General features: G+C 48.2%; 18 protein-coding genes. 10 read left to right on the top strand and 8 right to left on the bottom strand.

Annotated features, from left to right (window positions below; genetic code table 11):
* Positions 1–67 precede the first annotated feature (67 nt).
* A complete protein-coding gene (locus B0D95_RS08125; RefSeq protein WP_078043431.1) occupies positions 68–1,801 on the top strand; it encodes a pentapeptide repeat-containing protein in 1,734 nt (577 codons plus the stop codon).
* A 40-nt stretch (positions 1,802–1,841) separates the two neighbouring features.
* On the opposite strand, the gene corA is transcribed toward B0D95_RS08125, so the two are convergent.
* Positions 1,842–2,807 carry a magnesium/cobalt transporter CorA gene (gene corA / locus B0D95_RS08120; protein WP_078043430.1) on the bottom strand — a complete coding sequence of 322 codons (966 nt, stop codon included), beginning with the start codon at positions 2,805–2,807 and terminating at the stop codon, positions 1,842–1,844.
* A gap of 132 nt (positions 2,808–2,939) precedes the next feature.
* On the opposite strand from corA, the gene B0D95_RS08115 reads away from it, so the two are divergent.
* The 5 genes from B0D95_RS08115 to B0D95_RS08095 all read left to right on the top strand — a co-directional run bounded on the left by B0D95_RS08115 (position 2,940) and on the right by B0D95_RS08095 (position 6,943).
* Positions 2,940–3,212 carry a winged helix-turn-helix domain-containing protein gene (locus tag B0D95_RS08115; RefSeq protein WP_078043429.1) on the top strand — a complete coding sequence of 91 codons (273 nt, stop codon included), beginning with the start codon at positions 2,940–2,942 and terminating at the stop codon, positions 3,210–3,212.
* Between the two features lie 107 nt (positions 3,213–3,319).
* The gene (locus tag B0D95_RS08110; protein ID WP_078043428.1) at positions 3,320–4,240 is read left to right on the top strand and encodes a hypothetical protein; all 921 of its coding nucleotides are present in this window, start codon (positions 3,320–3,322) and stop codon (positions 4,238–4,240) included.
* 141 nt (positions 4,241–4,381) lie between these two features.
* Positions 4,382–4,954, top strand: a complete 573-nt coding sequence (locus tag B0D95_RS08105) for a nitroreductase family protein (protein ID WP_078043427.1) — start codon at positions 4,382–4,384, stop codon at positions 4,952–4,954.
* Between the two features lie 97 nt (positions 4,955–5,051).
* A complete protein-coding gene (locus tag B0D95_RS08100) occupies positions 5,052–6,047 on the top strand; it encodes a GGDEF domain-containing protein (RefSeq protein WP_078043426.1) in 996 nt (331 codons plus the stop codon).
* 143 nt (positions 6,048–6,190) lie between these two features.
* The gene (locus tag B0D95_RS08095) at positions 6,191–6,943 is read left to right on the top strand and encodes an SDR family oxidoreductase (protein WP_078043425.1); all 753 of its coding nucleotides are present in this window, start codon (positions 6,191–6,193) and stop codon (positions 6,941–6,943) included.
* Between the two features lie 26 nt (positions 6,944–6,969).
* Here the strand turns inward: B0D95_RS08095 and B0D95_RS08090 are convergent, their stop codons facing one another.
* Complete coding sequence (locus B0D95_RS08090) at positions 6,970–8,394, bottom strand: PLP-dependent aminotransferase family protein (RefSeq protein WP_078043424.1); 1,425 nt, start codon at positions 8,392–8,394, stop codon at positions 6,970–6,972.
* 51 nt (positions 8,395–8,445) lie between these two features.
* The gene (gene ccoG / locus B0D95_RS08085) at positions 8,446–9,885 is read right to left on the bottom strand and encodes a cytochrome c oxidase accessory protein CcoG (RefSeq protein WP_078043423.1); all 1,440 of its coding nucleotides are present in this window, start codon (positions 9,883–9,885) and stop codon (positions 8,446–8,448) included.
* A 230-nt stretch (positions 9,886–10,115) separates the two neighbouring features.
* Here ccoG and B0D95_RS08080 point away from each other — a divergent pair, with 230 nt between their 5' ends.
* Genes B0D95_RS08080 through B0D95_RS08070 form a run of 3 tightly spaced genes read left to right on the top strand, consistent with a single transcriptional unit; the run spans position 10,116 to position 12,598 of the window.
* A complete protein-coding gene (locus B0D95_RS08080) occupies positions 10,116–11,807 on the top strand; it encodes a nitrite/sulfite reductase (RefSeq protein WP_078043422.1) in 1,692 nt (563 codons plus the stop codon).
* On the top strand, positions 11,804–12,322 hold the full coding sequence (locus B0D95_RS08075; protein WP_078043421.1) for a DUF934 domain-containing protein: 519 nt from the start codon (positions 11,804–11,806) through the stop codon (positions 12,320–12,322). Before B0D95_RS08080 ends, B0D95_RS08075 begins: the two co-directional genes overlap by 4 nt.
* A 39-nt stretch (positions 12,323–12,361) precedes the next feature.
* Complete coding sequence (locus B0D95_RS08070; RefSeq protein WP_078043420.1) at positions 12,362–12,598, top strand: helix-hairpin-helix domain-containing protein; 237 nt, start codon at positions 12,362–12,364, stop codon at positions 12,596–12,598.
* On the opposite strand, the gene B0D95_RS08065 is transcribed toward B0D95_RS08070, so the two are convergent.
* On the bottom strand, positions 12,595–13,320 hold the full coding sequence (locus B0D95_RS08065; protein ID WP_078043419.1) for a tRNA (adenine(22)-N(1))-methyltransferase TrmK: 726 nt from the start codon (positions 13,318–13,320) through the stop codon (positions 12,595–12,597). The genes B0D95_RS08070 and B0D95_RS08065 overlap by 4 nt on opposite strands.
* A 109-nt stretch (positions 13,321–13,429) precedes the next feature.
* On the opposite strand from B0D95_RS08065, the gene B0D95_RS08060 reads away from it, so the two are divergent.
* Positions 13,430–13,765 (top strand): PDZ domain-containing protein, encoded by a 336-nt coding sequence (locus tag B0D95_RS08060; protein ID WP_078043418.1) that lies wholly within the window; start codon positions 13,430–13,432, stop codon positions 13,763–13,765.
* 112 nt (positions 13,766–13,877) lie between these two features.
* Here B0D95_RS08060 and B0D95_RS08055 read toward each other — a convergent pair whose 3' ends face one another.
* The 4 genes from B0D95_RS08055 to fusA form a co-directional block, all read right to left on the bottom strand.
* Positions 13,878–14,615, bottom strand: coding sequence for a YafY family protein (locus B0D95_RS08055; protein WP_078043417.1), 738 nt, complete (start codon positions 14,613–14,615; stop codon positions 13,878–13,880).
* 208 nt (positions 14,616–14,823) lie between these two features.
* Positions 14,824–15,444: an alpha-ketoglutarate-dependent dioxygenase AlkB gene (locus tag B0D95_RS08050; protein WP_078043416.1), complete on the bottom strand. Its 621-nt coding sequence runs from the start codon at positions 15,442–15,444 to the stop codon at positions 14,824–14,826.
* Positions 15,445–15,491: 47 nt separating this feature from the next.
* Positions 15,492–16,337, bottom strand: coding sequence for a methylated-DNA--[protein]-cysteine S-methyltransferase (locus tag B0D95_RS08045; protein ID WP_210403695.1), 846 nt, complete (start codon positions 16,335–16,337; stop codon positions 15,492–15,494).
* Positions 16,338–16,568: 231 nt separating this feature from the next.
* Positions 16,569–18,662: an elongation factor G gene (fusA, locus tag B0D95_RS08035; protein WP_078043413.1), complete on the bottom strand. Its 2,094-nt coding sequence runs from the start codon at positions 18,660–18,662 to the stop codon at positions 16,569–16,571.
* Positions 18,663–18,823 lie beyond the last annotated feature (161 nt).

Here is an 18,823-nt window from a genome sequence, read left to right as displayed (position 1 = left end):
CCCATAACAATCAATAACAACAAGGCATACACAACAACTTCCACTCATTACTGGCCTTACGGAACACATGAACCAAGAACGGATACTTCATGAATTGAACAAAGGAGCTAGCGCCTGGAACTTATGGCGCAAGCAAAACGCGCCTGGCGACATTAATCTGGACGGCATTGAATTGCACGGCATGGATTTGAGCCACTATGATTTCTCCAAAATCTCGCTGCGCTACGCCACCATTACCCACTGTGTTTTTAAGCATACAGATTTAATCTGGGTCAACTGCGAAGGCTCGCTGTTGCAGCATAACGATTTCTCCCAGGCCAAATTAATTGCCACTAATCTGACACGTTGCAATTTAAGCCATTCACAATTGCGCTTGGCCAACCTGCTCACCGCCAATACCACTAATGCTATTTTGGATTACATTGATTTTCGCGGACAGGATATTAGCGGCTTAATGCTGCGCGATGTTTCTTTGGTGGGGAGTAATTTGACCGGGCAACAATTGGCGCGTGTGGATTTGACCAATACCAATCTGGAAGGCGCCAATTTGCAGGATGCCGATTTAAGCAATGCGTTACTGGCCGGCGCCCGCTTAATTAACTGCAATTTCCAAGGCGCACGCTTGAGCGGCGCGCTGTGTAAATCCGCCAATTTTTCCGGTGTTGATTTGTCCGGTATGGATTTACACAAAGTTGATTTTTCCAATGCCGATCTCAGCGATTGCGATTTGCGCAGTGCCAGCCTGAGCAAAGCCAAACTGATGAATACCGACCTCAGCGGTGCAAAACTCTGGGACACCAATACAACAGGTTGGCTTATCAATAATATCCGCTGTACGCACAGTTATTGGGATAAAGCAGGTAAGCAAAAAACCGCCTACCGGATGCATGAGTTTGAACGAATTTTTGCAGAAGCCATCACCATTGAATTGCGCTACCCCTATCGCCTTGCCGACCATGAATTGGCGACGCTGCCTATTTTTATGGAGCATTTGGCCGCGGTGCATTGGGGCACCATTTTGCGCTTGAAATCCATTAGCGATGTAGCGGGCGGCGCGCTGGTTAAATTTGTGGTGGAAGAAGTGGGTAGCCACAATCCTACGGAATTAAAAAACCAGTTGCAGGCTGAAGCAGAGCGCATTCAATTAGCGCAATTAATGCTGCGCAACAACACCCAATTGCATTTGCAACTCAAGGAAAAGGTTGCTGCCATTCGCGAAGAATTCTGGCCGCGTTTATTGGAGTTGGCGGTAGACCACGAGCACGAGCAGGTGCGCAACCTCACCATTTTGTTTATGGATCTCAAGGGCTTTTCCAAATGGTCAGACGGCGAACTCTCTGAAAAGCTGTCACTGTTTCGCGGCTTGGTAAAACCCATCCTCAAAAAGTTTTCAGCCGGGCACCCGAATATGGAGGGAGATTCCCTGCGCGTCACCTTTACCAATGCGACGGCGGGTGTCTCTTGCGCCTGCATGATTCGCAATGTACTCAATGCTGCCGGTTTTGAGTTACGCATCGGTGTGGAGTTGGGGGAAGTATTGGTGGTGCACAACGAAGTGACTGATGTGCCGGATCTGGAAGGGGTTGCCGTTAGCATGGCCGCGCGGATGGAAGCGGCAGCAGAGCCGGGCGAAGTGTTAGTCAGCCAGCGCGTGCGCCACTATGCCGAGCGCAGTGAATTATTCCAGTTCACTCCACGCCATGTACCGCTTAAAAAATCCATTGGCAGCCTTGCCCAAGGGGAGACCATTGAATGTTTTGCCGTGCACACGGTAAAAAATATTCAGGAAATGCTGGCGTAATTGCCAGCGATTGATCGCACACACGGGTGTGCGATCAATATTACAGCCAGCCGGATTTTTTAAACCGGTAATACAAATACACACAAATCACAGACACCACACTGAGCGATATGGGGTAACCATATTTCCATTTTAGCTCGGGCATGTGTTCAAAGTTCATTCCCCAAATACCCACAAATGCTGTCGCTACCGCAAAAATAGCTGCCCAGGCGGCCAAGCGTTTATTCACTTCACTTTCGTCGATACTCACCATGGATAAATTCACTTGAATGGCAGTGCCAATGGTATCGCGAATTGCATCAATGGAAGCGTTAATGCGATAGAGGTGATCGTGCACATCGCGAAAATAATCCTTGGTATTGGCCACAATGGGCGGCACCCGCCCGCCGTCCAGCTTGCCTACGGCTTCCAGTAGTGGTGCAACGGCATGTTTCAATATGGTGACTTTGCGTTTTAGTTCGTACAGCCGCTCAATATTGTTGCGTTGTGACCCTTTGGTAAAAATCTGGTCTTCAATAATTTCCAGTTCCGTTTCAAATGCCACCACCACGGGAAAGTAGCGATCTACCACCGCGTCCATCAAGGCATAAAAAACAAAGGCGGAACCCTGAGCCAGATGATGAGGCTCGCGTTCACAACGGGCACGCACACCCAGAAAACCTTCGCGGGTGCGATTGCGGGTGGATAGCACATAATTTTCACCGACAAACACATCCACCTCGCCAATGTTTAATTCGCCATCGGTAAACTCAACGGTGTGCATCACCGCAAAGAGGGAGTCTCCATACTCTTCGATTTTGGGGCGCTGGTGACCGGTGTGTGCATCCTCCACCGCCAGTTCGTGCAAACCAAATTCCTGCTGCATTTGTTCCAGTTCACCGGGTTCTGCATCTTTCAGGGCGACCCACACAAAACAGCCATCTTTTTTGACATAATCGCTTATCGCTTCCACCGGGACATTGCACAGTTTTTTCCCTTCCTGATAAGCCACACAGTTTATGAGCATGGGTAAAGTCTCCAATCGCAATACGCTAATAAATACCTGTTATCAGGCTAGTCTAGTGCAAAATGTCGACTATCCAGAGTAGGGGCAATAAGTGCAAGTCAAATCTACTAATAGGCTATACAGGTCACGAGTATGAATGAACCCAGTAAAACCAAAACCAGTTTTTATCGCCGCATTTATGTGGCCTATTTAATTACCCAGGGGATCAATACCGTGCCTAAGGTGATTGCCGCCACCGGCATGCCCCGACGTACCGCGCAGGATACCTTGGCCGCCATTCATGAACTCGCTATCCAGCTGGAAAATAACAATGGGGTTTATCGTGTTGCCGATTGGGGGGCGGTGAATGTCCAGTGGGTGGAGGAAAATCTGGCGGAGTTAAAAGCGGTACTAAGCTATCCATAGGGTACCAATAATCTATTGGGCGCTGAAACATTCATAGATTGTCTATACTCTTCGGGTTGAGGTGCGGGAAGCGCCGTTTGTGAGGTTGACTGAAGGCTGGTTGTGTTATGCGGGACTCTTATGCTGTTGTTAATATTGTCAGATCAGTAGCGACCGGTTTGCTATGGGCTGCTACCTGCATTCTTGCCAATCCGGCGCAGGCAATGAGCGACGTTGAGTCCATTTACTATTACCAAAAAGATGGCTCCTACGGTTACTACCAAACCTTATTAAACCGGGCGCTGGAAATCACGACACCGGAATACGGTGCGGCGGTACCCGCCATGTACAACCCGGGCGACAACAATGCCACTGAGGCTCGCGGTTTATCGCTGCTAAAACAAAAACGCATTCAGGTGATTTTTTTATCGGTCAGCTATATCCGTGAAACGCAATTTCGCGCAGTACCTATTGCATTGGAAGAGGGGTTGTTAGGGCTGCGCCTGTTAATGATTAACAAAAATACCCAACCCCGGTTTGATGGTGTCCAGAGCGATGACCAGCTGCGCAGTGATTTTCTTGTCGGGTTTAATCCACTCTGGGGGGATTATCCGGTCTATCAACACAATGGCTTTAAGCTGGCACCTGCCACTAAATACAACCTGTTATTTAAAATGTTGTCCTCAGGGCGTTTCGATTTTTTCCCCCGTGGTCTGACCGAAGTCTGGCGCGAGTTGGACGAATTCAACAAACAATATCCTGATCTGCAAGTAGAAAAACGCTTCGCCTTTTATTACCCCTACCCGGTGTATTTTTTTGTGCATAAAGATAACGAACGGCTTGCATCCCGGCTTGAGTTAGGGCTCAAGCGGCTACAAGCCAACGGCGAATTTAAGCGGCATTTCCAGCAACATTTTGGTGCAAATATTGCGCGCGCGGCTTTGGATAAGCGTCACATTGTCCTACTGCATAACCCCTTATTATCTGTTGATACACCCTTGGTAAAACCTTCCTGGTGGCCACCCACAACGCCATTTCCCACACCGTAAAATCATGTGACCCGTGATTAAGGACGAGTAAATACGTCTTGAGATGAGCAGAAAAGACTGGATAAATCTGTACGCCTGTCATCGATTCTGTGTATTGTGTCGTAAGAGTCTAATTAACCGTGTTTGATTTGGGAGGATGTTATGTCAATTGATTTCTCTTTGCGTGATCCACTGCCTGGGGTTGTGGAACAGCTCTCGCACCGTTGGTCACCACGTGCCTTTACCGAAACCAGTCTGGCGCCAGAGGTACTGGCTCGTATTATTGATGCTGCGCGTTTTGCTCCCTCTTGTTTTAATGCGCAGCCTTGGCGTTTTTACACCTCGAATGACAGTAACTTCGCTGATTATTTGGCACTCTTGGTCGATGCTAATCAACTTTGGGCCAAAGAAGCCGCAGTGATTGGATTTCTGGTCGCGAAAAAGAATTTTGAGCACAACGGCAAACCCAATGCACACAGCGGTTTCGATTCTGGTGCCGCATGGATGAGCATGGTGCTGCAAGCACAGCATGAAGGTTTGCACTGCCATGGCATGGCGGGCATCCATAAAGATGCCGCCAACGCATTTTTTGCACTGGATAATAATAGCGATGAATTAATCATGGCATTTGCGTTGGGTAAGCTAGGCAACACTGCCGATTTACCTGAAGCGCTGCGCAGTAAGGAAGTGCCCTCGCCACGTAAACCCTTGCAGGAGATATGGGTACAAAAATAAATGATCCGGTAAAAGATTGTTGTTGGAGGTAAGGGCGAGTTTTTGCCTTTACTTCCCATCCGCTGCACATTGGGCTGATATTTGAGGGCGACTATAAATGAACAGCCTGGATGTAATAGAGCGCAATGCATTTATGAGTGCTGCGTTGCCGCTACTGCAATTAATTACGCATATCACGGGTTTAAAAACATCCTTTGTTACCGCAATCGATTGGCAGCAACAGCAACAAATGGTTATTGTTGCGCAAAATTCCGGCAGCCCACTGGTGGAAACTGACTCGCAAACATCCTGGTCAGAATCCATGTGCAATCTCATGATTAACCAACAACTCACTGCAACCAGTCAGGTGAAACTCCTTTTTCCTGACAGTCGTGGTGCAGCTGCCGGTATGGAAAGTTTTGTGGTGTTGCCCATCAAGGTGGCAGACGAAACGATTGGTACACTTTGTGGTGCCAGCGAAGAAAAAATCGAATTAACCGAACATCACATTGCCAGCCTGGGTTTTATTGCCGATGCACTTTCGTTACAGTTAAAACTGTTAATCGATACCCGCAAGGCAGAGGCCAAGGTCGATTCCCTGCGCGATCAAATTGAAAACCTTGCCGCGCTTGCCAATACCGATCCACTCACTGGTCTGCTTAATCGCCGCGCCTTTCAGCACCGCTATGAGTTTGCTATCAAACTCAGTAAACGCACCAAGCAACCGCTTTCAATCATGATGATCGACATTGATGGATTCAAACAATTTAACGATGAATTTGGCCATGAAACTGGTGATGCTATTATCAAAATAGTGGGTGAGGGACTGCAATATATCGCGCGTAGCACCGATATTCCCTGTCGCGTCGGCGGTGACGAATTTTTACTGGCCGCACTAAATACCGATAGTGAGGGCCTGAAATTATTGGCAGAGCGATTAAAGGATTTTGTTAAACAGCGCAGCAGTCAATTACAGCGTCCTTGCTCACTCAGTGTAGGCATCGCCTGCTCACGTCAGGGCGCCCCGGAAGAACTGATCCGCTTTGCCGACGAAGCGCTCTACATGAGCAAAGCCAGCGGGCGTGATGCTATTAGCATTTATCAGCCGGATTAAGCGTTTTATTTTGCAATCATCAATAACGCCACAAAGTATTTTCTTTTGTGGCGTTTTTTATGGCGATTAATTCAAGCCAAGGATTGCATGTTGTATTTCGATCGGTAAAACTGCTGTTTTGAGCGGACTCACAGGAACGGAAAATGCAGGCATCCAACGTTGTTATTATTACGGGCGGTAGCCGTGGTATTGGTGCTGAGGCGGCAAAACTATTTGCACAGAATGGTTTTGCAGTTTGTATAAACTATGTCTCAAACGACGATGCGGCCGAGCATGTTAAACGGGAGATTGTACAATCTGGTGGTCATTGCATCAGTGTTAAGGCTGATGTTTCCAAAGAGCATGAAGTTAAACGGTTATTTGAAACCGTTGATGTGGCGCTGGGGCGCGTATCTGTTTTGGTAAATAATGCGGGAATTTTAAAGCAACAATGCCGCTTGGATGAAATCAGCGCAGAGCGTTTTTCAGAGATATTACATGTGAATGTGATGAGTTGTTTTCTCTGTAGTAAGGAAGCCGTTAAACGTATGTCGAATAAGTATGGCGGTGTTGGTGGTGCAATTGTCAATGTGTCTTCCGGTGCGGCTAAAAGCGGTTCTCCCAATGAGTATGTTGACTATGCAGCCTCCAAAGGCGCGATGGATACCTTGACGCGCGGTCTTGCATTGGAAGTGGCGGCAGAGGGCATCCGTGTCAATGGCGTCCGCCCCGCGCTGGTTTATACCGATATGCATGCATCAGGCGGTGAGCCTGGCCGGGTGGATCGATTAAAAAATAAAATTCCGCTTCAGCGCGGTGGTGAGGTAAAAGAAATTGCAGAAGCTATTTTTTGGCTGGCGTCTGAAAAATCTTCATTTGTCACCGGCAGTTTTATCGATGCGACAGGTGGGATCTAGTCTTTGCATCCCGTTCAATCTTTATATTAAAAAGACGCTATTAGCCGCCCAAGAATTTTCATGGCTTCTTCTATATGTGGTGTCCAGCTATTACCGTAGTTCAAGCGAATGCAGTGGCGGAAACGGCGGGAGGCGGAGAAGATGGGGCCGGGGGCTATGCTGATGCCTTGGGCGAGGGCGAGTTTGAAGAGTTGCAAGGAATCCACATGGGGTGGGAGTTCCACCCATAAAAAATAACCGCCGTTAGGTTGGGTTGCGCGAGTGCCGGTGGGGAAATACTTTTCTATTGCCAGCAACATTTTTTGTTGCTGCGCTTCTAATGTGTCGCGCAGTTTGCGCAGGTGACGATCAAAACCGCCGTGTTGTAAATAATCGGCAATAGCTGCTTGTGCAGGCACCGATGGGGAAATAGTACTCATGAGTTGCAAGCGCGCTATTTTTTCCGAAAACTTTCCGCCAGCTACCCAGCCAACTCTATAACCCGGTGCAAGGCTTTTAGAAAAAGAGCTGCAATACATAATTAAATTGTGTTGGTCAAAACTTTTTAAGGGCTTTGCTTGCTGGTTGCCGAAATACAATTCGGCGTAAACATCGTCTTCGATGGTTGGCGTTTGGTGCTCTGCGATCAGATCGCAAAACGCTTTTTTCTTTTCATCGCTCATGCTTGCGCCAAGCGGATTATGGTAGCTGCTCATCACCCATATGGCTTTTATTGGCAGGCGGGTGAGGCTATCGGCCAGAATGTCCAGATCCATTCCTTCGCTGGGATGAACCGGAATTTCTACCGCTTTTAATTTCAAGCGCTCCAATACTTGTAAGCTGGCATAAAAGGCCGGTGATTCAATGGCTACCATATCGCCAGGGTTGGTGACCGTCTGCAGCGACAAGCTAAGCGCTTCTAATGCCCCGCTGGTGATAATCAATTCATCGGCGGTGTATTTGTTGCCTGCCGACATGGCGCGCAGCAAAATTTGCCTGCGTAAATTGGCGTTGCCGCTGGTCATGTCGCTCACTATGGCGTGCGGTGACATATCGCGCAGTGCTTTATGCATAGAGCGCGCAAGGCGTGGCAGGGGAAATAAATCCGGGCTGGGAAATGCGGAACCCAAGGGGGTTGTGTGAGGGTCTTTGATGGAGTCCAGCACCGAAAAAACCAGCTCGCTCACATCTACCTCGGTGGCGGCGATTTCATGGCGTGCCTGGACGTTATCGCTTAATTGTGGGGCTGCAAGCAGGCTACCTGCATTGTTGCGTACCACATAACCCGAACGCGCGCGCGCTTCAATCAGCCCGCGTCGCTCCAATAAATAATAGGCCTGAAAAACGGTAGCGGCGCTGATGTTGTGAGTGCGGCTGGCGGTGCGCACCGACGGAATTTTTTCGCCCGGTTTCAGTGTGCCGGTGCGAATTAATTCCGCGATGTTTTCTGCAAAGTGTTCGTAGAGCTTCATAAGCGAATGATAAGCCAGCCCCCGGTTTCAGGATAGTCGTTGCGTCATCGCCTATTTACCTCGGTAGAGAAAACTGGCGGATTGATAAATGGTTTGCTCTGGCTGATTGATATTGCTCATGTGAAAACGAAAATCGATATGGCCACCGGTGTTATGGATGGGATCATTGTGTTTTAAGGCTACCGCCACGGGCAATTCGACACGCTCGCCCGCTATCAGTGTCAATTGATAGGTTTTGGTCAGGTACAGTGAACTGTCGCTTTCCAAGCTTAGTTGATAGGTTTGTGTCTGCTGGGTTTTGTTGGTCAACTTCAAGCGATAAACATTGACCGGTTCGCCCAGTGAATTGATGCGCAAGACACTTCTATCGCGATAGGCACTCAGTGCCATTTGTTCACGCGCTTGCAAACTTATCGCCAGTATTGCCAGCAGCGCGACAATCGCAACCCCATAGGCCACCAGACTGGTGCGCCAGCGAATACCCGGTTTTGTGCTTTTGCGTTGAGCAGGTGAACTTTCCAATTGACGTTCACTGGTATAGCTCACCAGACCGCGTGCATAGCCCATTTTGTCCATCACGGAATCGCAGGCATCCACACAGGCCGCACAACCAATACAATCCATTTGCAAGCCGTTGCGAATATCAATTCCGGTTGGACAAACCTGCACACACAAGTGGCAATCAATACAATCGCCCAAGCCTTTTGCTTGATAGTCTTCATCCTTACGGCGCGAACCGCGGCTCTCCCCGCGCTGGGTATCGTAACCAATAATTAATGTGTCTTTATCAAACATCACACTTTGAAAGCGCGCGTAAGGGCACATATGGGTACAGACTTTTTCGCGCAGCCAGCCTGCATTGAGGTAAGTCATTGCCGCGATAAAAAATACCCAGAATGAATAATTTATCTCCAATTGTGCGCTTGCCAAATCACTGACTAAGGTGCGCACTGGCATAAAGTAACCCATAAAAGCGATACCTGTTGCCAGTGAGGCCAGTATCCATAACGCATGTTTACTACTGCGACGGAAAAGTTTATCCAATGACCAGGGCGCTGCATCCAGTTTTACTCGCTGGTAACTATCGCCCTCGGTGATTTTTTCCATCCACATAAAAGCCCAGGTCCATGTGCTTTGCGGGCAGGCATAGCCGCACCATACGCGACCAGCTACAACTGTTACCGCCAACAATAAAAAAGCACTAATACTCATCACAAAGGCGAGCAAGAGAAAATCTTCGGGTAAAAACGTGGTGCCGAACACATAAAATTTTCGTTCGGCTAAATCCCAGAGTACGGCTTGGTGACCGTCCCAATTGATCCAGGCGGTACCAAAAAACAATAGGGCCAAGGCGCCTGCAATGGTCATACGCAAGCGACGAAAAATACCGCTAAAACTGCGGGTGTGAATTTTTCCACCGCGCTCGGCGGGAGTGGGCTTGTGTGTGCGGGGTTGGTGCGGTAACTGCTGTACTGGAATATGTTCGCTCATACTGGACGACTCGCTTGATGGTCGGTTGGGTGCGTGCTGTCAGTATGGGATTCCATCTGTACTGGAAACAGATTCAGTTTCGGTGAAAAACACCGTATCAGATAGGGCTGTTACAGATGCCTTATATAGCATCTGATCTGTAGTTATTCTGGTTATCTGCAACTGTTTTCCAGTACAGAGCAGGACTAAGGTAAGCAATTAACCTTGGCTGCCAATGGGGCGATTCTGCAATGTATAGCTACGACGATTACGACTACGCACTGGTGCGTGAACGGGTGGATCAATTCAGGGATCAGGTAGCGCGCCGTTTGAATGGCGAGTTATCAGAAGAGGAATTTCTCCCGCTGCGTTTGCAAAATGGTCTGTATTTGCAAAAACACGCCTATATGTTGCGGGCGGCAATTCCCTATGGTGTTTTATCCAGCCATCAGCTGCGGACGCTGGCGCATATTGCACGCACTTATGATAAAGGTTACGGGCATTTCACGACGCGCCAGAATATTCAATTCAATTGGATCCAATTAGAGCAGGCGCCGGATATTCTGGATTGCCTGGCTGCCGCACAAATGCATGCGATTCAAACTTCGGGCAACTGTGTGCGCAACGTAACCACCGAAGCCTTCGCCGGCGTCGCTGCCGATGAAATCATCGACCCGCGACCTTTGGCAGAGTTGTTGCGCCAATGGTCAACCATCAACCCGGAATTTTTATTTTTGCCCCGCAAATTTAAAATTGCGATTTCCTCAGCAGAGCAAGATCGCGCTGCAATCAAAGTGCACGACATTGGGTTGCATCTGTATCGCGATAACAGCGGCGAAATGCTACTGCGTGTTTACGTAGGCGGCGGTTTGGGGCGCACACCGATTATCGGTTTGGCGATTAAAAACGATTTGCCCTGGCGGCATTTACTCTCCTATGTAGAAGCTATTTTGCGTGTTTACAATCGTCATGGGCGGCGTGATAACAAATACAAAGCGCGGATTAAAATTCTGGTGAAAGCGCTGGGAATTTCAGCATTTGCCGACGAGGTAGAGCGCGAATGGCAAGCGATTAACTCTGGGCCTGCCGAAGTTACCGATCAGGAATACCAGCGTATTGCTGCTGCCTTTACCGCGCCAGCCTATGAGTGCTTGCCTGCGGTGGATATTGATTACAACACCGCTTTATTCTCACACCCGCCGTTTTCTCGCTGGGTAGCGCGCAATGTTGTCGCACATAAAGTGACCGGTTATGCGTCTGTTGTTATATCCACCAAACCCGGTACAAGCGCACCTCCCGGGGATGTTACTGCTGAGCAAATGGATGTGATTGCCTTATTGGCAGAGCAATTTGGTTTTGGTGAGATACGCGTTGCCCATGAGCAAAACCTGGTGCTACCCGATGTGCGCAAAGCGTATTTATTTAATCTATGGCAAGCGCTGGATTTAATCGGCATGGCAACTCCCAACGCCGGTTTGCTAACCGATATTATTGCCTGCCCGGGTGGCGATTACTGTTCGCTCGCCAATGCCAAATCCATTCCGATTGCCCAAGCGATTCAACAGCGGTTTGAAGATTTGGATTATTTGCACGACCTTGGCGATATCAGTTTAAATATTTCCGGGTGTATGAATGCCTGTGGCCATCATCACATTGGCAATATTGGTGTGCTGGGTGTGGACAAAAACGGTAGCGAGTTTTATCAAGTCACCCTGGGTGGCAGTCAGGGTAATGACAGTTGTTTGGGCAAGGTAATTGGCCCGGCGTTTTCAGCCACAGAAATGCCTGATGTGATTGAAAAAGTCCTGGCGACTTATAAAAATTATCGGGAATTGGACGAAACATTTCTTGCTGTGGTGCAGCGTATTGGTCTTGAGCCATTCAAAGAACATCTCTATGTCAATTCAACATCAGTGCAAACTGCTGTGGAGGTGGCACAATGAATAATGTGATTGGTCTGGGTCAGGCAGGCGCGTATCTTGTTGAACAGGATCCATGGATTTTCATTCAATCCGATGCTGAATTAACAGATTATCATGCTGATGGAAAATACATTTTGCCTTTTGGTTTGTGGCAAAAAATGCAGCCAGCGGCAGTAATGCGCGGAGAGCAACAAAGCGCACAGGGTTTTTGGCTTGCGCCCGATGAAGAGGAAGAATCTGCAGTGCCCTGGTTGGGTGTTGTTCCCTTAATTGCTTTACAATTCCCCAGCTTTCGCGACGGCCGCGCCTACACGCAAGCCTATGTACTGCGCACGCGGTTGGGGTGGGGCGGTGAGTTGCGCGCTGTCGGTGATGTGTTGCGCGATCAATTAAGCCATATGCGGCAGTGCGGTTTTACCAGCTTTGCTGTCCGCGCTGACAAATCGGTTGTTGATGCGCTCAAGGGGTTATCGGGCATCAGTGTATTATATGGTCGATCAGTTATTGAGCCGCTGCCATTGTATCGACGGCGTTAATATTATTGCGCAGCAGTTGTACATTATTCAGAGGTAAGAATGGCGTTTTCAGCGGTAGAAAAAAATGCGTTATTGAGCGTGAAAGGTGTCGGGCCAACGGTGATCAAGCGGTTTGAAGAAATAGGGATTGATTCCTTTGAAAAACTGGCCGTTCAGGATGCGAAAACCATTGCAGAAATGGTGGCCTCCATGCTGAAAACGACTTGCTGGAAAAACAGCCCGCAAGCACTGGCGGCTATTGAAGGTGCTATTTTGCGGGCCCGGCAGGGCTGTTAGGCTATAGCAAAAAACCTTTCATTAATGGCTTCATAAGCCTGAATAATATGCTGCACATCAACATTGGGGCGTAGTTGCATTCGTTGGTAATGGGCAATCGTTTTTTGTAAATAGCGATGCGCTATGGCTGTTTGTGCGGCGTTAGTGCAGTGCCATATTTGATGGCCAACCGGGCTGATGGGTGAGGTTGGCAGTGTGTTGCCCGATGTTTTTGTGACTAATAAAATCTCATAGAACCGTTGGTTCTCTTCAATTAGCACTTCGTGCAGTAAGTTGAATTGGTGCTGGATTAATTGCTGCCTAAGGGTGAAATGGTGGTGTACCGGGCAAAGTAAAAAATCCAATTCAAGGTTTGGGTGGCGCTTGCAGATCGCGCTAATAAAGTCCGTCATCAAATCACCGCCAACGCCAGCGATAATCACCAAGTGTTTTCCATCCTCCTGATTCAGCGGGAGCAGTGCTGTGTCCATGCAGTGCATATGCCATTGGGAATTGGTGCTGCTGTCATGCAGTGTTTTATTGGGCGGAAAAAATGTCATCAGCTTGTTTTCCAACGACGTCATGAGTGCTGGCACAATATCGACAAAATGAATATGAGGCGCCGCACGGCGCGATAGCAGCGCAGCCCCCAAAAGGCCGTGGTCACAACAGCAGTCCCATATGTGGGTGTAGCCAGTGCCTACAAGAGACTCAATCTGTTTTAAGCGCTTACCCAATTTCACAAATGTGTTCCCATTGCGCTTGCCCGCGTCTCCTTGGATGTGCGGTTTTGATTAATATATACTTGAACCTCGTTAAGGTTTTTCCAATCATCACAAAAAGGATCTACACGTGAAATATATTTTATGGTTTATCTGCTGTTTCTTATCGCCCGCTATTTTGGCGAGCACAGGCGACTTTGGAGTGGAGGTGGATGTTACCACCATTGGCTTGTTTCCCCCAAAACTTGAATCAGTCACGGTCGCTACCGTAAAAGAAGGCTCCTCTGCGGATCGAGCGGGTGTTCAGGTGGGCGATAAAATTGTGTCCATTAATGGCTGCAACATACCTGGTTGTTCGGCTTTTAAAGCGAAGCGCATGATGAATGTAGAGCAGGGAGAAACAGCACAATTCCAGTTACTGACTGCGGCCGATGAGCTGCGCACTATCGATTTGTTAGCGGAGTGATGAATAAAGTCCCTTTAAATGAGCGCCTAGCATGGTCTATTTAAGAAAACCTGCCAGCACTGATCTGAATGATGTCATGCATGCTTATGAGCGCAGTGTAGCTATTCATCCGCTACAATTTTCTAGCGTATTTTTCTGCTTCTTCCATTAATACATTAGCTCTTTTGAGGCGAAAGCTATCTTTTTCGGTATTTGCTTTTTGGATGCGATCCAGCCTGAAGCAGCGTGATGCATCTTTATCTATATCCCACGCCAGTATGTACCAAACCGGCCAGTTCAAAAATAAATAGTGTGGCTCTATGCAGCGTTTGCTGTGATTCTTTTTCTCATCGCAATATTCAATATACAAGATTTTCTGTTCAAAAAAGGCCGTGCTGATTTGTTGGGTGGTGGCATTGCTTGCGATAGCTTTGTAATTGCTGGTGACAAAATCGGAAGCTAGCTCGCCGATCAGTAACCGTTCCCGTACTTTTTTAATACGTGCTTGCTGTTCGGCAGGAAAGCTGGCAAAGAGTTTGTGTTTAATACTGTTTAAATGGGTGAGGAAAATAGGTGAGTTGAGTTTTTCCATAATGGATATGGATAGCAACAAGTCTATTACTTCTTGATAGTTTAACTGTAATCGCCCGATTCCCCAGTGCTTATAGAGTCGCACACCGCCGCCACGACCCGCTTCAGTTTCTATGGGGTAGCCACGTTGTTTCAGTAAATCCAGATCTCGCAAAAGCGTGCGACGGCTAACCGTTAACGACAATGCAAGATCGTCCACCTTATGGCCGTCGGCTGACTTTAATAATCCCAGTAACTGATCATGGCGATCGATTTGTGAATAGGTATTACTTTTGCCCATGATGCGCCCCTTTTATTTGGTGACATATTTTGACACCTTTGCCGATAGTATAGGAACTCCCGGCAATCACCACTTAAGGAGGATATGACAAATGTACTTTTCCGTAAAAAAATTCGCGATTTGGTTTTTATTACTAATAGCGCATATTGCTCTGTACTGGAGTCAATTTGTTGAGCCCAGGAGTAATGAACCACAAAGCACGGAGTTTCTACAAAGCCTGGGGCTGGACAATGCAACGAAAGGTGAGGTTAATGCGCGGTGTAAATACTTTTTTTGTCGTGGGTAGGCTGTGCAACCAATGGGTTTGTGTTTCCCCTTTCATGACCAGCAGGCTGCCATGTTCCAGTGTTACGGATAGGGTGTTTTTGGTTTTTTTATGTTTAAAGGAAAATTTTCTTTCAGCGCCAAAACTCAGTGATGCAATGGCGCCCTGTTTTTTTAACGCAATTTCGGCATCACTATGCCAGGTCATACCTTCTTCGCCAGAGTGATACAAATTGAGTAAACAGGAGTTGTATGATTCATGGCTGGTTGCCTCTGCCAATTGTTTTAGCGCCAGTAGTTCATCAATCCAGGGAAGGGCAGTTTTAGTGGTGCCGGAATAGGCATAGTTGAAGGGCGCATCTGCATACCATGCGACTTTGCGTTTGGTAATTATTTCTCGCCCCATGATGATAGCTTTATCATTTTCCCAGCGTATGTGTTGTAGCAATTGATGAAAATAATAGGTTGCTTGTGCGCTGCTGAGTATTTTTCCGTAGTAGAGCACTGTGCCGTCCTGAGGCAATAGATTGTGCGGCTCTGCAGTCAAGGTTTCAAAAAGATCCATACACATACTCTGTGTTTGCTGATGGGCAATTTAATGACATTTTAAGTTTATTCCCCAGCGCTTTGCTGCGCGGCCTCCCAACCGATTATTGCGGTCTTCCGGGTTTCTCCCCACATGTAACCGCCAAGCCGTCCGGTGTTTTGTATCACCCTGTGGCAGGGAATTAAAAAGGCAATCGGGTTGCTGCCAATTGCCGTACCCACGGCTCTGGCGGCACTGGGTTTGTCGATGTGTTGTGCAATATCACCGTAGGTCACCAGATTTCCCTGCGGTATTTTAAGCAAACTTTCCCACACTTTAAGCTGAAAAGGCGTACCGGCTAAATGCAATTTGATTTGATCCAGCTGGCGCCAGTCTTTATGAAAAATACCCAAGGCATTTTGTTGGAGTTTATCTGTTGCAGGGTGGAGTGTGGCTTGCGGAAACCGCGAGCGCAGGTTATCTACTGCTTGCTGTTTGTCAGTTGCGAAAAACAGGTGGCATATCCCTTTGGTGGTGGAGGCTATGATGAGTTGCCCAAAAGGGCTGTCGGCAAAACTGTAATTAATGTGCAGACCTGCACCGCCCTGTTTAAATTCGCCGGGGGTCATGCCTTCGATGGTGATAAACAAATCATGCAGCCGACTGGTGCCGGATAATCCGGTGGCGTGAGCGGTATCCAGCAAGCGTGCTGCCGGATTTTGCAGCAGGGACTTAGCGTATTCGATGCTCAAATATTGCATGAACTTTTTGGGGCTTACACCAGCCCATGCGGTAAACAGCTTTTGGAAGTGAGATGGACTTAGCTGCACAGTAGCGGCTATTTCTTCCAGTGAGGGTTGGTCTTGCAGGTGATCCTTAATGTAGTAAATAGCCGTTTCAATGCGGGCGTAATCGATCTGTTGCTGTATCACAGGATAGATTCTCATCAAGTGTTAGTCATAGATGACAACTAGTATGCAGAAGCCGATAGGCGAGCGCGACCCGATTCTTGCGATGATGCCTGCGATAGGGCAAATAAGACTTACGCGCCACATAAAAAAGCCCCGCCAGTTTGCACTGGCGGGGCTTTTTTATGTTCAAGGCGAACATGCAGAAAACTGCTCCTGCATGGATGCGCAGGAGAGGCAACGCTTGCTTAAACCTTAGTTTTTAGCAGCTGCTGCTTTCTTTTCTTTCTCTTTAGCAATTACCGCTTCAGACACGTTCGATGGGCATGCAGAGTAGTGCGAGAACTCCATAGAGAACTGACCGCGACCAGAGGTCATGGTACGCAGAGTGCTGATGTAACCAAACATTTCTGACAGCGGAACGTCTGCTTTGATGCGAACGCCAGTAACGCCAGCTTCTTGACCAGAGATCATGCCGCGACGACGGTTCAAGTCACCAATTACATCACCTACGTGATCTTCTGGGGTGAACACATCTACTTTCATGATTGGTTCAAGCAGTTGCGGGCCCGCTTTCGGCATAGATTGACGGAAAGCGCCTTTTGCCGCGATTTCAAACGCAATTGCCGAGGAGTCAACGGCGTGGAATGCACCGTCAAACAGGTCAACTTCTACGTCCAATACAGGGAAGCCAGCCAATGGGCCAGTCGACATCATTGACTTAAAGCCCTTTTCAATTGCAGGGTAGAATTCTTTTGGAACGCTACCACCAACAACAGAAGTCTTGAATACGAAGCCAGTGTTTGGTTCGCCCGGCTTGATGCGGTAGTCGATCTTGCCGTATTGACCAGAACCACCTGACTGCTTCTTGTGGGTGTAGCTGTCTTCGATTTCGCGGGTAATGGTTTCGCGGTAAGCAACCTGTGGTTGACCTACGATCAACTCAACGCCGTAAGTACGTTTCAGAATGTCTACTTTAATATCCAAGTGCAATTCACCCATACCTTTCAGGATGGTTTCGCCTGAATCGATATCGGTTTCAACACGGAAGGTTGGGTCTTCTGAAACCATTTTGCCAATGGCGATACCCATTTTCTCAACGCCAGCTTTGTCTTTCGGCGTTACTGAGATGGAGATTACTGGCTCAGGGAAAATCATTGGCTCAAGCGTACATGGGTGCTTTGGATCACACAGGGTATGACCGGTTTGCACGTTCTTCAAACCTACCAATGCAATAATGTCACCGGCTTGTGCGGTAGTCAGATCGGTACGCTCGTTCGCATGCATTTCAACCATACGGCCAACACGTTCACTTTTACCGGTGAATGAGTTGAGGATGGTGTCGCCTTTGTTCAATACGCCTGAGTAGATACGTACGAAAGTCAGGGCGCCGAAACGGTCGTCCATGATTTTGAACGCCAGTGCGCGGAACGGCTCATTGGCATCAACAAGAGCAAATTGACCGTTTGGATTACCTTCTTCGTCAGTCAAAGGCTGTGGATTTACTTCTTGTGGTGCTGGCAGATAATCAACTACCGCATCCAACACAAGTTGCATACCTTTGTTTTTAAAGGCTGAACCGCAGAAGGTTGGGAAGAAGGCCAGGTCGCGGGTACCTTTACGGATGCAGCGCTTGATGTCTTCGATAGAAGGTTGTTCGCCTTCCATGTAGGCCATCAGCAGGTCGTCGTCCATTTCTACCGCGTTTTCAACCATTTGGTCGCGGTACATTTCTACGTCATCAACCATGTCGGCTGGTACGTCGGTGATGGTGTAGTTTTCTGGAATGCCAGAGTCATCCCATACGTAAGCTTTGCGGGTCAACAGGTCAACCACACCGACGAAGGTGTCTTCGCGGCCGATTGGCAAGGTCATGATCAGTGGCTTGGCGCCCAATACTTTTTTCACTTGATCGGTAACGCGCAGGAAGTCAGCGCCGATACGGTCCAGTTTGTTTACGAAGATCAGACGCGATACTTTTGCGTCGTTCGCATAGCGCCAGTTGGTTTCTGACTGAGGCTCTACGCCGCCTGAACCACAGAATACGCCGATACCGCCATCGAGTACTTTCAATGAACGGTACACTTCTACGGTGAAGTCAACGTGTCCGGGGGTATCGATAACGTTGAAACGGTGACCCTTCCAGAAACAGCTTACTGCTGCTGACTGAATGGTAATACCGCGCTCAGCTTCCTGTTCCATAAAGTCAGTAGTAGATTCACCTTCGTGAACTTCACCAAGTTTGTGGATACGACCAGTGAGCTTGAGGATACGCTCGGTGGTAGTGGTCTTACCGGCGTCCACGTGAGCGAAGATACCGATGTTTCTGTAAAGGGATAAGTCAGCCATAGGACTCTCTTAATGTTATGCAAGGTTAGATAAAACAGGGTTGGAAAATAGCGGCGTAATATACAGGAAACTATCCCAATTGCCCAAGGAAAAAGAAGTCTATACCCGTTGTTTTACATTTTTCGGTCAGAGATGGGGGAGGCGAATCGGCGAGCTTAAGG

It is taken from the genome of Cellvibrio sp. PSBB023, from assembly GCF_002007605.1.
GTDB lineage: Bacteria > Pseudomonadota > Gammaproteobacteria > Pseudomonadales > Cellvibrionaceae > Cellvibrio.
This window is presented reverse-complemented; position numbering and strand designations above follow the sequence as displayed.

Excerpts from the sequence above, each read along its gene's own strand:
- corA (WP_078043430.1), bottom strand. The coding sequence starts at position 2,807 with ATGCTCATAAACTGTGTGGCTTATCAGGAAGGGAAAAAACTGTGCAAT.
- B0D95_RS08105 (WP_078043427.1), top strand. The coding sequence starts at position 4,382 with ATGTCAATTGATTTCTCTTTGCGTGATCCACTGCCTGGGGTTGTGGAA.
- B0D95_RS08055 (WP_078043417.1), bottom strand. The coding sequence starts at position 14,615 with ATGGGCAAAAGTAATACCTATTCACAAATCGATCGCCATGATCAGTTA.
- B0D95_RS08115 (WP_078043429.1), top strand. The coding sequence starts at position 2,940 with ATGAATGAACCCAGTAAAACCAAAACCAGTTTTTATCGCCGCATTTAT.
- B0D95_RS08125 (WP_078043431.1), top strand. The coding sequence starts at position 68 with ATGAACCAAGAACGGATACTTCATGAATTGAACAAAGGAGCTAGCGCC.
- B0D95_RS08095 (WP_078043425.1), top strand. The coding sequence starts at position 6,191 with ATGCAGGCATCCAACGTTGTTATTATTACGGGCGGTAGCCGTGGTATT.
- fusA (WP_078043413.1), bottom strand. The coding sequence starts at position 18,662 with ATGGCTGACTTATCCCTTTACAGAAACATCGGTATCTTCGCTCACGTG.
- B0D95_RS08100 (WP_078043426.1), top strand. The coding sequence starts at position 5,052 with ATGAACAGCCTGGATGTAATAGAGCGCAATGCATTTATGAGTGCTGCG.
- B0D95_RS08070 (WP_078043420.1), top strand. The coding sequence starts at position 12,362 with ATGGCGTTTTCAGCGGTAGAAAAAAATGCGTTATTGAGCGTGAAAGGT.
- B0D95_RS08075 (WP_078043421.1), top strand. The coding sequence starts at position 11,804 with ATGAATAATGTGATTGGTCTGGGTCAGGCAGGCGCGTATCTTGTTGAA.
- B0D95_RS08080 (WP_078043422.1), top strand. The coding sequence starts at position 10,116 with ATGTATAGCTACGACGATTACGACTACGCACTGGTGCGTGAACGGGTG.
- B0D95_RS08050 (WP_078043416.1), bottom strand. The coding sequence starts at position 15,444 with ATGGATCTTTTTGAAACCTTGACTGCAGAGCCGCACAATCTATTGCCT.
- ccoG (WP_078043423.1), bottom strand. The coding sequence starts at position 9,885 with ATGAGCGAACATATTCCAGTACAGCAGTTACCGCACCAACCCCGCACA.
- B0D95_RS08090 (WP_078043424.1), bottom strand. The coding sequence starts at position 8,394 with ATGAAGCTCTACGAACACTTTGCAGAAAACATCGCGGAATTAATTCGC.
- B0D95_RS08110 (WP_078043428.1), top strand. The coding sequence starts at position 3,320 with ATGCGGGACTCTTATGCTGTTGTTAATATTGTCAGATCAGTAGCGACC.